Origin of the sequence: Thalassovita autumnalis, from assembly GCF_001458255.1 — a bacterium.
Lineage (GTDB): Bacteria > Pseudomonadota > Alphaproteobacteria > Rhodobacterales > Rhodobacteraceae > Thalassobius > Thalassobius autumnalis.
The window spans coordinates 224049-241207 of sequence record NZ_CYSB01000038.1; the positions used below are offsets into that span (position 1 = coordinate 224049).

15 protein-coding genes and 1 riboswitch are annotated in these 17159 nt (G+C 60.9%); of the genes, 9 read left to right on the plus strand and 6 right to left on the minus strand.

Annotation, left to right across the window (positions count from 1 at the left end):
• The first annotated feature begins 43 nt into the window (after nt 1-43).
• From TL5118_RS15780 to TL5118_RS15805, 6 genes are all read left to right on the plus strand, one after another.
• Nucleotides 44-2236, plus strand: coding sequence for an endonuclease (locus tag TL5118_RS15780; RefSeq protein WP_058244711.1), 2193 nt, complete (start codon nt 44-46; stop codon nt 2234-2236).
• Nucleotides 2237-2541: 305 nt separating this feature from the next.
• Entirely contained in the window at nt 2542-3534 is a 993-nt protein-coding gene (locus TL5118_RS15785) for a BMP family protein (protein WP_058244710.1), read from the plus strand.
• Nucleotides 3535-3579: 45 nt separating this feature from the next.
• Nucleotides 3580-5133 (plus strand): ABC transporter ATP-binding protein, encoded by a 1554-nt coding sequence (locus TL5118_RS15790; protein ID WP_058244709.1) that lies wholly within the window; start codon nt 3580-3582, stop codon nt 5131-5133.
• Nucleotides 5133-6206, plus strand: a complete 1074-nt coding sequence (locus TL5118_RS15795; RefSeq protein ID WP_370701686.1) for an ABC transporter permease — start codon at nt 5133-5135, stop codon at nt 6204-6206. The genes TL5118_RS15790 and TL5118_RS15795 overlap by 1 nt, the downstream gene beginning before the upstream one ends.
• Complete coding sequence (locus TL5118_RS15800; protein WP_058244890.1) at nt 6206-7147, plus strand: ABC transporter permease; 942 nt, start codon at nt 6206-6208, stop codon at nt 7145-7147. The genes TL5118_RS15795 and TL5118_RS15800 overlap by 1 nt, the downstream gene beginning before the upstream one ends.
• 18 nt (nt 7148-7165) lie before the next feature.
• Entirely contained in the window at nt 7166-8452 is a 1287-nt protein-coding gene (locus TL5118_RS15805; protein WP_058244707.1) for an amidohydrolase family protein, read from the plus strand.
• Nucleotides 8453-8539: 87 nt separating this feature from the next.
• Here the strand turns inward: TL5118_RS15805 and TL5118_RS15810 are convergent, their stop codons facing one another.
• The 4 genes from TL5118_RS15810 to TL5118_RS15825 are packed head-to-tail and all read right to left on the minus strand — an operon-like array spanning nt 8540 to nt 11701.
• Nucleotides 8540-9562, minus strand: a complete 1023-nt coding sequence (locus tag TL5118_RS15810) for a FecCD family ABC transporter permease (protein WP_058244706.1) — start codon at nt 9560-9562, stop codon at nt 8540-8542.
• 1 nt (nt 9563) lies between these two features.
• Complete coding sequence (locus TL5118_RS15815; RefSeq protein WP_058244705.1) at nt 9564-10496, minus strand: ABC transporter substrate-binding protein; 933 nt, start codon at nt 10494-10496, stop codon at nt 9564-9566.
• 12 nt (nt 10497-10508) lie between these two features.
• Nucleotides 10509-11297 carry an ABC transporter ATP-binding protein gene (locus TL5118_RS15820; RefSeq protein ID WP_058244704.1) on the minus strand — a complete coding sequence of 263 codons (789 nt, stop codon included), beginning with the start codon at nt 11295-11297 and terminating at the stop codon, nt 10509-10511.
• A complete protein-coding gene (locus TL5118_RS15825) occupies nt 11294-11701 on the minus strand; it encodes a DUF1636 family protein (RefSeq protein ID WP_058244703.1) in 408 nt (135 codons plus the stop codon). The genes TL5118_RS15820 and TL5118_RS15825 overlap by 4 nt, the downstream gene beginning before the upstream one ends.
• Before the next feature lie 102 nt (nt 11702-11803).
• Nucleotides 11804-12017: riboswitch (cobalamin riboswitch) on the minus strand.
• A 178-nt stretch (nt 12018-12195) separates the two neighbouring features.
• Here TL5118_RS15825 and TL5118_RS15830 point away from each other — a divergent pair.
• Nucleotides 12196-13536, plus strand: a complete 1341-nt coding sequence (locus tag TL5118_RS15830) for a serine hydrolase domain-containing protein (RefSeq protein ID WP_058244702.1) — start codon at nt 12196-12198, stop codon at nt 13534-13536.
• 3 nt (nt 13537-13539) lie between these two features.
• Here TL5118_RS15830 and TL5118_RS15835 read toward each other — a convergent pair whose 3' ends face one another.
• Nucleotides 13540-14022 carry a TspO/MBR family protein gene (locus TL5118_RS15835; RefSeq protein ID WP_058244701.1) on the minus strand — a complete coding sequence of 161 codons (483 nt, stop codon included), beginning with the start codon at nt 14020-14022 and terminating at the stop codon, nt 13540-13542.
• A 188-nt stretch (nt 14023-14210) separates the two neighbouring features.
• On the opposite strand from TL5118_RS15835, the gene TL5118_RS15840 reads away from it, so the two are divergent.
• Nucleotides 14211-14684 carry a metal-independent carbonic anhydrase family protein gene (locus tag TL5118_RS15840; RefSeq protein ID WP_058244700.1) on the plus strand — a complete coding sequence of 158 codons (474 nt, stop codon included), beginning with the start codon at nt 14211-14213 and terminating at the stop codon, nt 14682-14684.
• Nucleotides 14685-14874: 190 nt separating this feature from the next.
• A complete protein-coding gene (locus tag TL5118_RS15845) occupies nt 14875-15837 on the plus strand; it encodes an NAD(P)-dependent oxidoreductase (protein WP_058244699.1) in 963 nt (320 codons plus the stop codon).
• Between the two features lie 8 nt (nt 15838-15845).
• On the opposite strand, the gene TL5118_RS15850 is transcribed toward TL5118_RS15845, so the two are convergent.
• Nucleotides 15846-17078, minus strand: a complete 1233-nt coding sequence (locus TL5118_RS15850; protein ID WP_058244698.1) for a mandelate racemase/muconate lactonizing enzyme family protein — start codon at nt 17076-17078, stop codon at nt 15846-15848.
• Nucleotides 17079-17159 lie beyond the last annotated feature (81 nt).

Genomic DNA, 17159 nt, shown 5'->3' on the forward strand with positions numbered 1-17159 from the left:
AGTTGAGGCGGCCCAACTCAACGCTATTTTTATGAGGTCTTTGATGAAAACCCGTTTGAATGCAGCGGCTATTGACGCCGCCGTGGCCCGCCATTTCCGCGATACGCAAAACCCTCAGTCCGCGTTTGAGGCCGTTGTGCGATCCGGCAACACGGCTGAGATCAACAAGACAGATGAGCTGCCTCGCTATGTGAACCGTTTCCTGCAAATGGGGCGGGCGGATCTGGCGGCAGAGTTTGTCAAAGAGGCGACCGGAAAAGGCATGCCTCATGTCTCCGCGCTGGAACGGATCATCGAACAGAATGAGTTGATGGGCGTGGCCTTTTTCACCCGCGGCATGACGGCCGCGCGCACCGTGGGGCGGGTGGTGATCCGCAACGCAGCGGGGGGCGTGTTGGGGCATGGCACCGGGTTCATGATTTCGCCGCAGCTGCTGATGACCAACAATCATGTGCTGCGCACCCCGGCGGAGGCGGCGGCGAGCTATATTGAATTTGACTACGCCCTGGGCGCGGATGGTGCGCCGTTGACCCCGGTGCATTTCGCATTTGACCCGGCGCGTTTCTTTCAGACAAGCGGCCCCCTTGATTTCACCATCGTCGCGGTGGAGCCGGAAAACGGCAGCGGTCAGCAAGTTGAGGAGCGCGGCTGGATGCATCTGATCGCTGACAGCGGCAAAGCGGTGATCGGTGAGCCGATCAACATCATTCAGCACCCCGGCGGCCAACGTCAGCAGATCGCCATTCGTCAGAACAAGATTGTGAAAGTGGTCGATGACTTCCTGCATTACACCACCGATACGATGCGGGGCACCTCGGGCTCTTTCTGTGCCAATGACCAGTGGCAGGTGGCCGGGCTGCATCATGCAGGTGTACCAAACACCGATGCCATGGGGCGCTGGCTGAAGCAGGACGGATCGGTCTTCCAGAACGGCGTGGATGATCCCAAAACCATTCATTGGATCGCCAACGAAGGGGTGCGGATTTCCAGCATCGTCACTGAAATGCGCGCGCGCGGCCTGTCCTCGGTGGATGAGGCGCTGTTTGATCGCGCGTTTGAGCCTGCGCCGGTGATGGAGTTCTTTGATGCCGGCGACTTTGATGGGTTTGAGGAACGGGCAGGGGGTGGCGCTTCAGGTCAGCAGACACCGGGGCTGACGGTGGGCGCGGATGGTGTGGCGCGGTGGAACTTCCAACTGACCTTTGGCCCGCTGGGCGGGGCCGGGCAGATGCCCGCCAGCCCGGCACCAACGCCAAAGGCCAGCCCAACCCCGCCGCCACCCGTTGAACTGCCAGACAGCACCCCGGCCCGTGTCGAAAGCGTGTTTGAGCCGCGTGGCACTTATTACGACGCCGGGGCCGATACGCTGGCAGCTGGCAACTATTACAGCGGTTTGGCGGGGTCGATGACCAAGAAGGATCGCTTCTGGGCGTTGCATGGCCTGCTGAAAGACAGCCATCACACGGTGTTCAGCTATTATGACGCGCGCCACGATCACCTCTACCCGTGGATTGACCGCCACCCCGATGAAACCCTACGTTCCATCTATTCAAACGATGTCATGGCTGAGGAGCTGTTCCTGGCAGAACGGATCGCGGTGGAGGCGGCCCTGTCGCAGGCGGCGCGGGTGCAGGAAATCGCCCGGGCCGACCTGACGCCGGAGGCGATTGAGCTGGAGGATGCGCTGCTGGAGGCCACCAGCACCTTCAACTGCGAACATGTGGTGCCGCAGTCCTGGTTCAAAGGCGAGGCTGAGAAGCGGGCGCAGAAAAGCGATCTGCACCATCTGTTTACCTGCGAAGGCGGCTGTAACAGCTTCCGCTCCAACATTCCCTATTCCGAGTTTTCAAGCGAGGAGGAGGCCAAGCTGCTGGCGGCAGAGGTACTGGCGGTTGAGGCCCTGGCCAACCCCGAATTGGAGGCCGCTCGTCCGATGTGTGGGCTGCGGGATAAACGCCGGTTTGAGCCCACGGCAGGCAAGGGGGCCGTCGCCCGCGCCACGCTTTACTTCCTGCTGCGCTACCCCGGCGTGGTTGGTGATGTGAAATCAGGCAGTAAGAAAGAGCTGACGAAATCGAACCTCGGGATCATTTTGGATTGGGCCAAGGCGGAACCGCCCAGCCTTTATGAACGCCACCGCAACGCGGAGATTGCCAAGGTGCAGGGCAACCGCAATCCCCTGATCGACACGCCGGATTGGCTGGGTGAGATCGCTTTTGAAGAGGGATTTGGCTGAGTCGCGTGAGGTAAACCCTGACCTCGGTGGCCAATAGCTTACAAAATCGCCTCTGCTGACCGATCAAGACAGGCACAGGCCGCAGTCCCGCGCTGCGGCCTTTCGGATGGTTGGGATTTTCCTTTATTCACATAGAGTTAGTGCGGCAACGATGAGGTGGATTAGCGCTGCCCAGAAAACAGTCCATGCGCCTGAAAATGAGGCATCTCACAACCAAGAGGCGCGTTTCCCTAGGGGAAAAGCATTGACCGGTTGGTCAAAAAGCAAGACGGTTGACGCAATAAATCAAAACAGGGGGTCTGATTATGAAGACATTGAAAACCGTGTCACGTCGTGTGGCATTGGCGATGACCGTGGGCTTTGGCCTGGCTGCTTCGGCAGGCATGGCTGCGGCCGAGGCGGTGAAAGTCGCGGCAATTTACACGCTGCCCGTGGAACAGCAGTGGATCAGCCGGATCCACAAGGCGCTGAATGCAGCGGCGGAGCGTGGCGATATTGAATATGTGTTTTCGGAAAACGTCGCCAACACCGACTATGAGCGGGTGATGCGTGAATATGCCGAACAGGGTAAACAGCTGATCGTGGGTGAGGTGTTCGGTCTGGAGCGCGCGGCGCGCAAAGTGGCCAAAGACTATCCGGAAACCGCCTTCCTGATGGGATCGTCCTTTGGGGCGGTGGCGCCGAACTTCTCGGTCTTTGACAACTGGATCCATGAACCCAGCTACCTGTCGGGCATGGTTGCCGGTGCCGCCACCGAAAGCAACGTGATCGGCATGGTTGGTGGCTACGCCATCCCTGAGGTGAACCGCCTGATGCACGCCTTCATGGATGGCGCCCGTGAGGTGAACCCTGAGGTCAAGTTCATCGTGAACTTCATCGACAGCTGGTATGATCCGCCAAAGGCCAAAGAAAGCGCCTTTGCCATGATGGATGCGGGTGCGGACATCATGTACGCCGAACGCTTCGGTGTTTCGGATGCTGCCGTGGAGCGTGGTGTGAAGGCGATCGGCAATGTGATTGACACCTCGGGTGACTACCCGGGCACCATTCTGGCCTCGGCCCTGTGGCACATGGAAGCCACCATTGACAAAGCCGTCGCCAGCGTTGCCAGCGGCAGCTTTGAGGCCTCGGATTACGGTCAGTATAGTTTCATGGCTTATGGCGGCGGATCGCTGGTCATGGATGAGGCGCTGATCTCGGCCGATGTGGTGGAGAAGGTGCGCGCTAAAGAGGCCGACATTCTGGGTGGCATGTTCCGTGTGAACGTGAACGACGACCGCCCGGTCTCGGACAATTAAGGACAGGGCCGGTGCGCCTTTCGGTGCGCCGGCCATTTCACTCACGTGACAGATACCAAAGTTTTATCTCTGAACGGGCTTTCCAAGCGGTTCGGTTCGGTCATCGCAAATGATTGCGTGGATCTGGAGCTGCACAAAGGGGAAGTCCTTGCGCTTTTGGGCGAAAACGGCGCGGGCAAAACCACGCTGATGAACATGCTGTTTGGGCATTACATGCCCGACGCAGGCACGGTTGAGGTTGCCGATGAGGCTGGCCAGATGCAGGCGCTGCCGCTGGGCCACCCCCAGGCGGCACTGGCCGCGGGCATTGGCATGGTGCATCAGCACTTTGCGCTGGCTGAAAACCTCTCGGCTTTGAACAACATTGTGCTTGGCTCCGAACGGTTGAGCCTGTTGCGCCGCGATCTGAAGGCCGCGCGGGCCAAGATCGAACGCATCATGCAGCACACCGGCCTGACCGTCACGCTGGACACGCCCGTGGGGCGGCTGTCGGTTGGCGAACGTCAGCGGGTTGAGATCCTGAAAGCGCTCTACCGCGATGTGCGCATTCTGGTGCTGGACGAACCCACCGCCGTGTTGACCCCGCAAGAGGCCGATACACTGTTTGAGAATATCGGCGCCATGACGCGCGAAGGACTCTCGGTCATTTTTATCTCGCATAAGCTGCGGGAAGTGCTGGCCTTTTCCCAGCGGATTGCGGTGCTGCGACATGGCAAAAAGGTGGGTGAGATTGCCACAGCTGAGGCTGATGAACGCATCATCGCCCGCATGATGGTGGGGGCCGATACGCCCGAAACCGCACGGCAGGAGATGACGCCGGGGGCGCCGGTGCTGACGCTGCAGGATGTTTCGGTGACTGGCCGGTCCAAACGTGACAGCCTGACCGGGGCGAACCTAACGGTGCACGCCCATGAAATCCTTGGCATCGCCGGGGTATCTGGCAACGGGCAAAGTGCGCTGGCCGGCTTGATCTCGGGGTTGAACCGCCCGACATCGGGGCGTGTGACCCTTGCTGCAGAAGAGGTCGCGCAGGTGACGCCGACCAATATGATCAAGGCAGGAGTTGGCCGCATCCCGGAGGATCGCCACCACGACGGTATGGTGGGCGCGATGAGTGTGGCGGAAAACATGGTGATCGAACGGCTGTCCGATCCCGAAGTGCAATCTGCCGGTTTCCTGAAAAAGGACGCGATCACCGCCAACGCCGAAAAGTTGACAGCAGACTATGACGTGCGCGGGCCGGGCGTCGGCGCGCGGGCGCGGCTGCTGTCTGGCGGGAACATCCAGAAAATGATCCTGGCGCGGGTCTTTGAGCAAAGCCCCAAGCTGATCCTGGCCAACCAGCCGACACGTGGTCTGGACATGCTGGCCGCTTCTGAGGTGGCGCGCCGCCTGTTGGAGGCGCGTGCAGCAGGGGCCGGGATTGTGCTGATTTCAGAAGACCTGGATGAAATTCTGGGCCTCGCGGACCGGGTGGTGGTGATCCATGACGGCGAAATGATTGAGGCAGAGACGCGCGACCGCGAAGCGATTGGCCTGATGATGGCGGGCGAAGTAACCCCGCATGAACCGCAGCAAAGCGGAGCAGAAACACAATGATACGGATTGAACCACGCGCTGCGACCTCGCAGGCGTTTAAACTGGGGCTGCCGGTGCTGTCTGCGGTGATCGCATTGCTGGCCGCCGCGATCCCGCTGGCCTTTGCCGGGGCCAATATCCTGACCGCCTATGGTGAGATGGTCAAAGGAGTCTTCGGCTCGCTTTTTGCGGTGTCGGAAATGCTGACCCGGGCAACACCGCTGATCTTTACCGGTCTGGCAGCCGCCTTGGCGTTTCGCGCCCGGCTCTGGAATATCGGGGCTGAGGGGCAGCTTTACCTTGGTGCGATGGCGGCGGTTGCCATCGGGGCCGGCGCGATTGAGGCGCCAAGCTACATTCTGGTGCCGGTCATCATCGTGATGGGCTGCGCCGCAGGGGCGGCGGGCATGGTGGTGCCCACGGTTCTCAAAACCCGTTTTGGCGCGGATGAGGTGGTGACCACCTTGCTGCTCAACTTCATCGTTTTGATTTTCCTGCAATATATGCTGGAGGGTCCGCTAAAGGATCCAATGGGCATGGGCTGGCCGCAAAGCGCGCCGATCCTGGATGAGGGCACCCTGCCGGGGCTGATGACACGGATGCGGGTGCATTCCGGGCTGATCATCGCATTGGTCGCGGCCGCCGTGGCGCAGGTGATGCTGTCGCGGTCGGTCTGGGGGTTCAAACTGCGCGCGGTGGGTGAAAACGCCCCGGCAGCGCGTCATGCCGGCATCGGCGTGGACCGGACCCTGTTGAGCGTTGCGATTGTTTCGGGCGGTCTGGCGGGCATGGCTGGCGTGAGTGAGGTTGCGGGGCTGAAGGGGTATCTGACCGCTGACCTGTCACCGGGGTTTGGCTACACCGGCATCGTTGTGGCCATGCTGGCGGGCCTGTCGCCTGTAGGTGTTGTGGTCGCCGCGCTGTTTATCGCCAGCGTCTTTGTCGGTGCCGATAGCATGAGCCGGTCGATGGGCGTATCGTCTTATCTGGCGGATCTGATCGTTTCGATGTCGCTGCTTTGCGTGCTGATCGGCGGCTTCTTTGCCCGCTACAAAATCACCCGCAGCGCCCCCACGAAGGGAGAGGCATCATGATGGATATTCTCAACATCCTGATGTCCGAAAGCTTCTGGGCGGCCTCCTTGCGCATTGCCACACCGTTGATCTTCGGCGTCCTTGGCGCGCTGCTCTGTGAGAAGTCGGGCGTTTTGAACCTGGGGATTGAAGGCATTTTTGTCACCGGCGCCATGGTTGGCTGGATGGCCGTCTGGCTGGGGCTGGGCCTTTGGGGCGGTGTGCTGGCGGCGGCTGTGGCAGGTGCGGCGTTTGGCCTGTTACATGCGATCCTGACGGTGCCTTTGGGCCTGTCGCAGCATGTGTCTGGTCTGGGGGTGACGCTGTTTGCCACCTCCCTCAGCTATTTCACCTATCGCACGGCGCTGCCCACGGTATCGTCGCCGCCCAAGATCGAATCCTTCCGGGCGCTGGACATTCCTGTTCTGTCGGATCTGCCGTTTCTGGGGCCGGTGCTGTTTCAGCAAACCGCCTTTACCTGGCTGGCGCTGCTGATGGTGCTTCTGGTCTGGTATGTGCTGAACCGCACGCCCTTGGGGGTGGCCATTCAGGCCGTAGGGGACAATCCCGACAGCGTGGATGCGCAGGGCCTTTCGGTCTATGGGCTGCGCATTGGGGCCGTTGTGGCGGGATCGGCGCTGATGGCTTTGGGCGGTGCGTTTCTGACGATGTCTGCCTTTGACAGCTTCTTCTTTGGCATGGTGAACGGGCGGGGCTGGATCTGTATCGCGCTGGTGATTTTTGCCAGTTGGCGGCCGGGCAAGGCGCTCCTCGGGGCGCTGTTGTTTGGCGCCTTTGATGCGTTGCAGGTGCGTCTGCAAACCGAGGTGGGTGCACTGGTGCCCAGTCAGGTCTTCATCGCGGCGCCTTACGTTTTGTCGATTGTCGCCCTTGTGATTGCCGCACGGCGCGCCGATTATCCACGCGCCCTGCTGACGCCGTGGTTCAAAGGGCAACGCTGATCAAGCGCTGGAGGATACATGTTTGATCTGATTATCAAAAACGCCACCCTGCCTGACGGCACCTGTGGCGTGGACATCGCCTGTAAAGACGGTTTGATCGCCGCGGTGGAGGCCGGGATCAGTGCTGAGGCCGCCGAGGTGATTGAGGCCGAGGGCCAGCTGGTCACCCCGCCCTTTGTGGATCCGCATTTCCATATGGATGCCACCCTGTCGCTGGGCACGCCACGGATGAATGTGTCCGGCACTTTGCTGGAGGGTATTGCGCTCTGGGGGGAGTTGAAACCGCTGCAAAGCGTTGATCAGATCGTGGAGCGGGCGCTGCGCTACTGCGATCTGGCGGTCAGCATGGGGATCGGCGCGATCCGAAGCCATGTGGACACCTGCGATGATGAGCTGAAAGGCGTTGCGGCCCTGCTGGAGGTGCGCGAGCAGGTGAAGGAGTACCTTGATCTGCAGCTGGTGGCCTTTCCGCAGGATGGCGTGCTGCGGGATCCGACGGCGATGGAAAACACCATTCGTGCGCTGGATATGGGTGTGGACGTAGTGGGCGGCATCCCACATTTCGAGCGCACAATGGCAGATGGCGCGGACAGCGTGCGTCAGCTGTGCCAGATCGCGGCAGACCGGGGGCTGATGGTGGATATGCATTGCGACGAAAGCGATGATCCCATGTCCCGCCATATTGAGACGCTGGCCTATGAAACCCAGCGCCTTGGCCTGCAGGGCAGGGTGGCAGGATCACATCTGACCTCAATGCATTCGATGGACAATTACTATGTCTCCAAGCTGATCCCGCTGATGGTGGAAGCGGGGGTGCATGCCATCCCAAACCCGCTGATCAACATCATGCTGCAGGGCCGCCATGACAGCTATCCCAAACGCCGGGGCCAGACCCGTGTACGCGAATTGCGCGATGCCGGGATCACGGTTGGCTTTGGCTCAGACTGTGTGATGGATCCGTGGTATTCGCTGGGCAAGGCCGACATGTTGGATGTGGCCTTCATGGGATTGCATGTGGGGCAGCTTTCCAGCCGTGAGGATATGGCCTGGTGCTTCGACGCGGTGACGGAAAACTCGGCCCGGATCATGGGGCTGGACGGCTACGGCATCGCCAAAGGCTGTGCGGCAAACATGGTGCTGTTGCAGGCCAGTGACAAAATCGAAGCGGTGCGCCTGCGGGCCAACCGTCTGGCGGTGATCCGCAAAGGGCGGGTGATTGCCCGCACGGCGCCAGTGGTCACCACGCTGGATTTGCCGGGGCGGCCCAAGGCGGTTAATCCGGCGGAGTATGCGCCGAAGGCCTGAGGCATGTGCCGGATTGCATCGCGGTCCGGTACGCACCGGATCTCCATTGACCGTCAGCACAGCGGGCAACACGATCCGGTAAGCGCTCTATTTCCGCAGCAGCAGGATAAAGGACAGACCGCCCACCAACCCGGTAACAATGCCAATCGGCATATCCTCAGGCGCCATGACGGTGCGGGCGGCAATATCGGCCAGCAGCAGGAAGATGCCCCCGATCACGGCTGAGGCCGGAATGACCCGCAGATAATCCCCCCCGACAAACAGCCGGGCAATATGGGGCACCATCAGCCCGACAAACCCGATCATCCCGGAAAAGGCCACCATCACCCCGGTGATCAACGCGCTGACGGCAAAAACCACCAGTCTGAACCGGGCCACCGGGATGCCCATGGTAGCGGCGGTTTCATCGCCGATGGTCATCGCGTTGAGGCGCGGGGCCTGGAGCCAGAGCCACAGAGCAGACGGGATCAGGATAGCCAGCGGAAAGATCAGATGCGACCATTGCGCCAGTCCCAAACCGCCCAGCATCCAGAACACCACCGTGTGGGTGGCGCGGGGATCGCCCAAGAAAATCAGCACATTGGCCGCGGCCATGATGACAAAGGACACGGCAACCCCTGCCAGGACCAACCTGTCCGCGCTGGTGGCCTCGGCCAGTCTGGCAACGCCCAGGACCAGCACCGTGGCCCCCAGGGCGCCCAAAAACGCCAGCAAGGGAACGGTCAGCAGCCCCAGAAATAAACCGGTGTGCAACAGGGCCAGGATCGCCCCGAAAGCACCACCGGAGGAAATGCCCAACAGATGTGGATCGGCCAGTGGATTGCGGGTCACCGCCTGCAAGACGGCCCCCACAACGGCCAGACCTGCCCCCACCATCACCGCCAGTAGGGCGCGCGGAAAACGTATATCCCAGACAATGGCAGCGCGGCCTTTGGACCAGTCTGACTCCCATATTGGTAGGCCAATCCGGTCAAAGAACACGCCCCAGACGGTGCCAAAGGGGACGGAGACCGCCCCGAGTGAAATCGCCATGGACAGGGACAGCCCCAGCATTACGAAAGCGCCCAGGCTGATCGCCCAAAATGACAGACGGGACCGTCCCTGCTGCATCTCAGTTCCCCCAGAAGCCGTTGGCCAGCTTCTTTACGGCGTTGATATTGCGCGGGCCGGGGGTGGCTTCGACATATTCCAGCACGACGAACCGGTCGTTCTTCACCGCATCCAGATCAGCAAAGGCAGGGTTGTTCATCATGAAGGCGCGCTTTTCTTCGGCGGTGACATTGCCGTAGTTCACGATGACCACGACCTCAGGGTTGCGCTCAACCACGGCTTCCCAGTTCACGGTGCCCCAGCTTTTTTCAAAGTCGTCCATGATGTTGGTGCCGCCTGCCGCTTCGATCAGCGCGGTGGGCATGGCGTAACGGCCTGCGGTGAAAGGGCTGTCTTCGCCGCTGTCATAGACAAAGACGCGCAGCGGATCGCCGGTTTCCAGATCCGCGGTGAAGGCCGCCAGTTCCGCCTTATAACCGGCAACCAGTGCTTCGGCCTTGTCTTCCACCTGGAAGATTTTGCCGAGGTTGGTCAGGTCGTTATACATGTCGTCGATGCTGACCTTGGGCTTGTCGCCGATGTGGATGCAGCTTTCGGTCAGCTCATAGACCTTGATGCCAAACGGGGCGAGGGTCTCGGGGGTGACTTCGCCACCGACCTTCATGCCGTAGTTCCAGCCCGCAAAGAAGAAGTCAGCCTCGGCGCCGATCAGCACCTCCTTGGTGGGGTATTTCGCTGAAAGCTCAGGCAAGGCTTCGATGCCTGCGCGCATCTCTTCATCCAATGTTTTCCAGCCGGAAATGCCGGTGTAGCCCACCATGCGATCTGCCAGACCCAACACCAGCATCATCTCAGTCAGGTTCACATCGTTGGAGATGGCCGCCTGTGGCGGGGCATCGAATTGGACCTGACGGTTGCAGCTGTCAACGCTCACCTCAGCCAGCGCCGGGCCAGCCGCGATCATCATGCCCAGGGCAAGTGCAGTGTATTTCATAGGATTTTCCAGTTAACTGAGTTCGTTTGGTAGTTGGAATGACAGGTGGGAGCGTCGGCTTAAGCTCAGCTCCTCCCGTTTGGCGTCCACCGCGAAGGTTTCAGACACCAGTATTTCGCCCAGGGCCGATTGGGGCGGTCCGTAGCTTTGGACCTGCCCCCGTTTCAGCACCAGAACCTGATCACAGACCGCGCCAGCCAGATTGAGGTCATGCAGCGATGTGACAATGGTCAGATCCAGATCCCGGATCAGCTGCAGCACCTCCAGTTGGTGGCGAATGTCCAGATGGTTCGTCGGTTCATCCAGCACCAGGATCTGCGGTTCCTGCGCAAGGGCGCGGGCCACCATCACCCGTTGGCGTTCGCCGCCCGACAGGGTGGAAAGGGTGCGATCGGCAAAGCCTTGCAGGTCCATGCGGGACAATGCGGCCGCAACAACCTCGTCGTCTTTGCGACCCGGGGTCGACAGGCCCAGCCGATGCGGCACCCGGCCAAGCGCCACGATTTCGCGCACCGACAGGGCAAAATCCGTCGGCTGTTCCTGCAGCACAGCGGCCACTTTGCGGGCCAGCGCCCGTGGCGGCATTTTTGAGGTTGATTGCCCGTCGATCAACACCTGCCCGCTGCTGGGGCGGTTGTAACCATAGATCAGCCGCAGCAATGTGGTTTTCCCCGCGCCATTGGGGCCAACAATGCCCAGCACCTGCCCCGCAGGCAGGTCAAAGGATGTGTCCTGCAAGACCAGCGGGCTGCGTTTGCGGGGCCCCCATGTGACGTTTTCAACAGCCAGCCGCGCGCTCATGACACCGGCTCCGCGCTATCCTCAATCGCCATGATGGTGGCGGGGATCCGCGCCAATGTGGTGCGCCGCAGCTTGCCGGGGCGATCGACCACGCTGCACCAGCCATCATGCAAAACAGCATATTGGCGGGCAAATTCCACCAGATCGGCGACATCTTCGTCAGGATCGATGTCACCAAACAGGTATGAGGCCTTGCGCGTGCCATGATAGGCCACGGTGCAGACGCGTGTGCAGGCTGCCATACAGGCGGTGCCGGAAACTTCGAAATCCTCTGCAACACTGTCGCCGGCCAGGGCGATGGCGCTGCGCAGCCGTTCAATCAGCTGGTAGCCTGGGCGACAGGCCTCGCCGGTATGACGGCAGGATGTGCATACTGTAATTCTGTGTGATGTGGTCCGGTTCATAGCGCCCTCCGCGCGGATGCGAGGGGCGTGCAAAGCCGAATATGTCAACGGCAAACGCCGGTATAGCCATCTTGGCCTCCTTCCAGGACACCCCGCCCGGTTTGAGTTACGGTTCAGATGGCAGGTCTCCTGACTTGCGGCTTAAGGCTCCCCCCACCTTCCCAGGCCTTTGGCCCAGTGGTCTACGGGGGTTGCGCACCGCTTACAGTTGCGGGGGCAGTCACGGAATTGGCGCCTGTTGGCTACACCGCACCGTGTTCCCTTTTCATCCCGGATATGCGCTTTGCGCCCGGGAACCATCGCACACAGAGTTCGCGTTTTGGTTACAAGATGTCAAGCAGCAGAATGCAGCTTGATTGCCCAGTCGTCTTCCCCTGTTAGCCCACCATCGCGCTGCCGGCCCCCGACGCGACGGAAAGGTGGCCCGGTCGCTTTCTGGTCGGTAGCGTGAGCGCAAGACGTGAAGGGGAGGCCGGGGCAGCCCGGGTGTTCATGTGTCTAAACTGGGCAAGATCTTAAAAGGGGCCGTGGGCACTGTGGCCCTGTTGGGCGTCGCTGGGGCAGGCTATCTGGCGGTCTCACCCCCCGCCTTGCTGAAGGTTGCCACCAATTATTCGGCCAAGATTGTCTGCTCCAATGTGTTCATCGCGGGTCGCGACGCTGAGGAGGTTCTGGCGCTTGATGTGCAGGCGCCGGGGCATCCGGTGTTGAAACAGATCAGCATGCGCGTGGATGAGGACCGTCAAAGGATCGAAACGCGGGTGTTTGGCTTCTTTGCTCCTGCCGTGTCGCAATACCGGCCGGGACTGGGTTGCACCAACCTGCATGAGGCCGAGCTGAACGTTTTTGACATGGCAGTTCCTGCTGCACCGGGCAGCGGTATCTGGCCTGAGGGCAATGAGGTTGCCGCGCCCAGCCCTGCGGTACAGGCCGTGCTGGAAGATGCGGCGCTGACCGGGCAGGGCGTACGGGCCGTTCTGGTCCTCCATCAGGGCCGCATCATTGGCGAGGCTTATGGCGTTGGCTTTGATGCGGAAACCCCGCTCCTGGGCTGGTCGATGACCAAGACCGTTACCGCCGGGCTGATCGGCACGTTGATCCAATCGGGCGACATGGCGCTGAGCGATCTGGGCGCGACCAGCTATCCTGTCTGGGCACAGGATGAGCGGGCGGATGTGACTGTCGCCGACCTCCTGGGGATGGAAAGCGGGCTGCAGTGGAATGAAAGCTACGGCGATGTCTCGGATGTGACCAAGATGCTGTATCTGAACGATGATATGGCCGGGTTCACCGCCAAGCAGCCGGCAGAGGCCGCAATTGGCAGCACATTCAACTACTCCTCCGGGACCTCAACCATGTTGTCGCGGATCTGGCAGGATCAGTTGGGGGGGGACAGTCTGGCCTACCCCCGCAAGGCGCTGTTTGATCCCCTTGGCATGTCCTCGGCGATTTTGGAAACCGATGCCACGGATACCTTTGTGGGCTCCAGCTACATGTATGCCACCGCGCGGGATTGGGCGCGCTATGGGCAGTTCCTGCTGCAAAAGGGGGCGTGGGACGGCGCACAGCTGGTGCCTGAGGGGTTTGTGGACTGGATGTTTGAACCAACCGCGGCCTCGGGCGGGACTTACGCCAAGGGCCACCTCTGGTTGGAGGCCCCGGGCGAACAGCCACCGTTTGAGGATGCGGTTTGGCTTTATGGCCATGACGGCCAGACCATTGGCATTTTCCCGTCCCGTGATCTGGTGATCTTGCGCATGGGGCTGACCCCATCCAAGACGGGCTATTCTGAGCTGCCTCTGGTCAAAGCGGTGATTGCGGCGCTTGAAGGCTGAGCCTCAGTTCAGCACCACAATTGACAGGTTCAGCAACGTCGCAAAGCTGGCCCAGGCCAGATAGGGCACGAACCCCAGCGCCACGATCCGCTGCGCCGTCCAGGTGCGGCGAATGAAAAACACCAGAACCAGCGCAAGATTGGCGATCACCAGCAGGCCAAGCGCCGGCAGATGCAGGGCGAAAAACACCGGCGACCAGAGGAAGTTCAACGCCATCTGCACCCACCACAGGCGCATTTCTGTGCTGCGCGGGCGGGCGGTGAACAGGTGCCAGCCGGTGAGCGCAATGATCACGTAGAGCACCGCCCAGACCGGACCGAACAGCCAGCCGGGCGGGGTGAACCAGGGTTTGGTCAGGGCGGCGTACCACTCGCCGGGCGCGGTCAGCGTGCCGATGACAAAACCAATGCCGATCACTGCAACCAGAAACACCGGCAACAGCAGCCATCGATTGGCAGAAGCGGGGGAGGTGGTCTGCGGCGTCATACGGGATCCTTTGCAAACTCATTGGCTCAATCAGACAAATACGGCTTGGCAGCGCCTTTGGATCATCTGATAGAGCAAACATTTCAGAGTGTTTCAGGCTGGGATTTTCCTGCTGGAAAACCTTGCTTTGTGGTGCGCTTGACCCCAATTAACGTGTCACGAATTCGCGAATAGGAAAGGACACGCGCATGTCGATTACCAAAGATGAGCTGACCGCCGCCCGCCAAGCCTGGGGCGAGGGGCTTATTGCCATTTCCAAAGCCTATGAAGATGGTGGGATCGATGCTGCGCGACCAGTGGCCGAAGGTGTGCTGAATGCCGCCTATGGCTATGTGCTGGGTCCGGTTCTGTTCAAACCGACGCTGGCCAGCGGTGACAAAACCTTCCGCCCCGATCACAAGGGTGCGCTGGCCTATTTCGTCGGTCATGACGATGACTATCCGCTGGATGGCGGTTTTGGCCTCAAAGGCTGGCGTGAGATGGACAGCGTCACCTCGGCTGAGTTCATCGAAGGCGATGTTGGCATGTGGATGGGTTGGATCATCCTGACCGACAAGGATGGCAATGTGACCAAGGTGGATAAAAGCTTTGGCTACAAGAAAGACGCCGACGGTGTGCTGCGCATCGTGCAGCACCATTCCTCGCTGCCCTATCAGCCGTAAATCTTGGCGCTTGGACGCCCCGCGTCCGTCGACTGTGATGTAACGCCGCTCCCGCAGCACGGGGGCGGCGTTTTTGATTAACTCTCCTTAGGGCTGAGCCCCCATATCCGTTGTTTCTGCGCCTTCTCGGTTTCTGAAACCATCTGGGCCAGCGCCACCTATGGCGCGCGCTGTAAACAAAGGGGATCTCATGAAAATCGGCTTCATCGGTTTGGGCAATGTCGGGGGAAAACTGGCGGGGTCTCTGCTGCGCAATGGGGTTGATCTGACGGTGCATGATCTGAATCCCAGCCTTGTCGCAGGGTTTGTGGCCCGCGGTGCCGGGCAGGGGGACGACCCGCAGCAGATGATGCGCGACCTTGATGTGGTGATCACCTGCCTGCCCTCACCAGAAGCCTGCGAAGCCGTGCTGCGGCAGATGCTGCCTGAGGTCACGCCGGGCAAGATCTGGCTGGAGATGTCCACCACCGATGCCGAAGCCGTCAAACGCTTGGGCGCTGAGGTGACGGCGAAAGGCGGCGCAGCGGTGGATTGCCCGGTGTCCGGGGGCTGTCACCGGGCAGATACCGGTAATATCGCGATTTTTGCCGGCTGTGATCGCCCGACCTTTGACCGCGTGCTGCCGATCCTGACGACCATGGGGCGGCGGATCCTGCATACCGGGCCGTTGGGATCGGCCTCGGTTCTGAAGGTGGTGACCAACTATCTGGCCACCGTGCATCTGGTCGCCAACGCTGAGGCGCTGACCACTGCCGCCGCCGCAGGCATGGACCTCAACACCACCTATGAAGCGATCAAGATCAGCTCGGGCAATTCGTTTTCCCATGTCACCGAAAGTCAGGTGATCCTGAACGGCAGCCGGGACATCTCCTTCACCATGGATCTGGTCAAAAAGGACGTTGGCCTGTTTCAGGCCATCGCAGATCAGACCGGGGTGCCGCTGGAGGTCAGCCCGTTGATGGTGCAGATCTTTGAAGATGGCATTGCCCGGTTCGGCGAACGGGAACTCTCCCCCAACATCATCAAACGTCTGGAACAGGCGACCGGTCTGGATATTCGTGCGCCGGGGTTTCCGGCGGAAATGGTTGATGATGAACCCGAAGCACCGGGGTTTGAGGTGGTGCCGCAGGGGCGTCAGCCGGGCGGCACCTGAGGGGGGCGTCAGACTGGGCTGGCAGGGGTGGCGCTGGGCTGAACCGGACTGTCAGCCATGCCCAGATGCAAGTCCGAGCCGGTGTAGGGATTGGCCGCGATCATATCGTCGTTCAGCTCAACCCCCAGCCCCGGCGCGCTGGGCGGGATGACATAGCCGTCCTGCCATTCGATTTCGCTGTTCAGCACCGACATATAGGGCCCGTCAAAGGTGCCAATGCTTTCAAGGATAAGAAAGTTTGGGCTGCACGTCGCGATCTGGATATTGGCGGCGGCCACAACCGGGCCGCAATAAAGATGCGGTGCGATCTGAGCCTGCCGGGTTTCGGCCATGCCAGCGATTTTCTTGGCTTCCAGCAAGCCGCCAACCCGGCCCAGGTTCATCTGCAGGATGGAGGCTGCGCCCACCTCCAGCATCCGGGCAAACTCATGTTTGGTGCACAGCCGTTCCCCGGCGGCGATTGGGATGGCGGTGGAGTGTGCGACCATCGCCATATCGGCCGGATTTTCCGGTGGGATCGGTTCCTCAAACCACAGGGGATCGTAACGTTCCAACCGCCGCGCCATCCGTTTGGCGCCTGAGACGGTGAACTGCCCATGGGTGCCAAACAGCAAGTCCGCCCTATCGCCTACAGCGGCGCGGATCTCGCGACAGAAGGCTTCGCTGCGGTCCAGATCCTCCAGACGTGGCTGATGCCCGTCATAGATCGTGTAAGGTCCTGCCGGGTCAAACTTCACCGCGGTGAAGCCTTTGTCGACCATCGCCAGCGCGACCTCGGCCGCCAGGGAAGGATCGTTGTAAACATTGGGCTTTTCGGGGTCAGGGTAGACATCCCCTTCGGGTGGGTAGAGGTAGGTGTAGCTGCGCAGCCTGTCGTGCACCTTACCGCCCAACAGGTCATAGACCGGGCGATCTGCGGCTTTGCCGATGATGTCCCAACAAGCCATCTCCAACCCGCTCAGAACCCCCATCACCGTCACATCCGGGCGCTGCGTGAACCCCGCCCCGTAGCTGCGTCGCCACAGCCGTTCAATCTGATGTGGGTCGCTGCCCGCAAAGTGGCGGTTGAACATATCCACCGCCATTGCCGCGCAAAGATCAGGCCCGAAGGTTGCGTTGTAGATCTCACCCACGCCGGTGATGCCGCAAGCGGTGGTGAGGCGCAGGAATATGAAATAGCGCCCGCCGTGGCGGGGGGGCGGGTTGGCAACCACAAAGGTTTCAATCTTATCCAGCTGCATGGGCGCTCCGATCTGGGATGCCTCACTAGGCTCAGGACTCATAGCCAGTAAATAACGAGTGCGGCGAGAGCGATGGCTGAC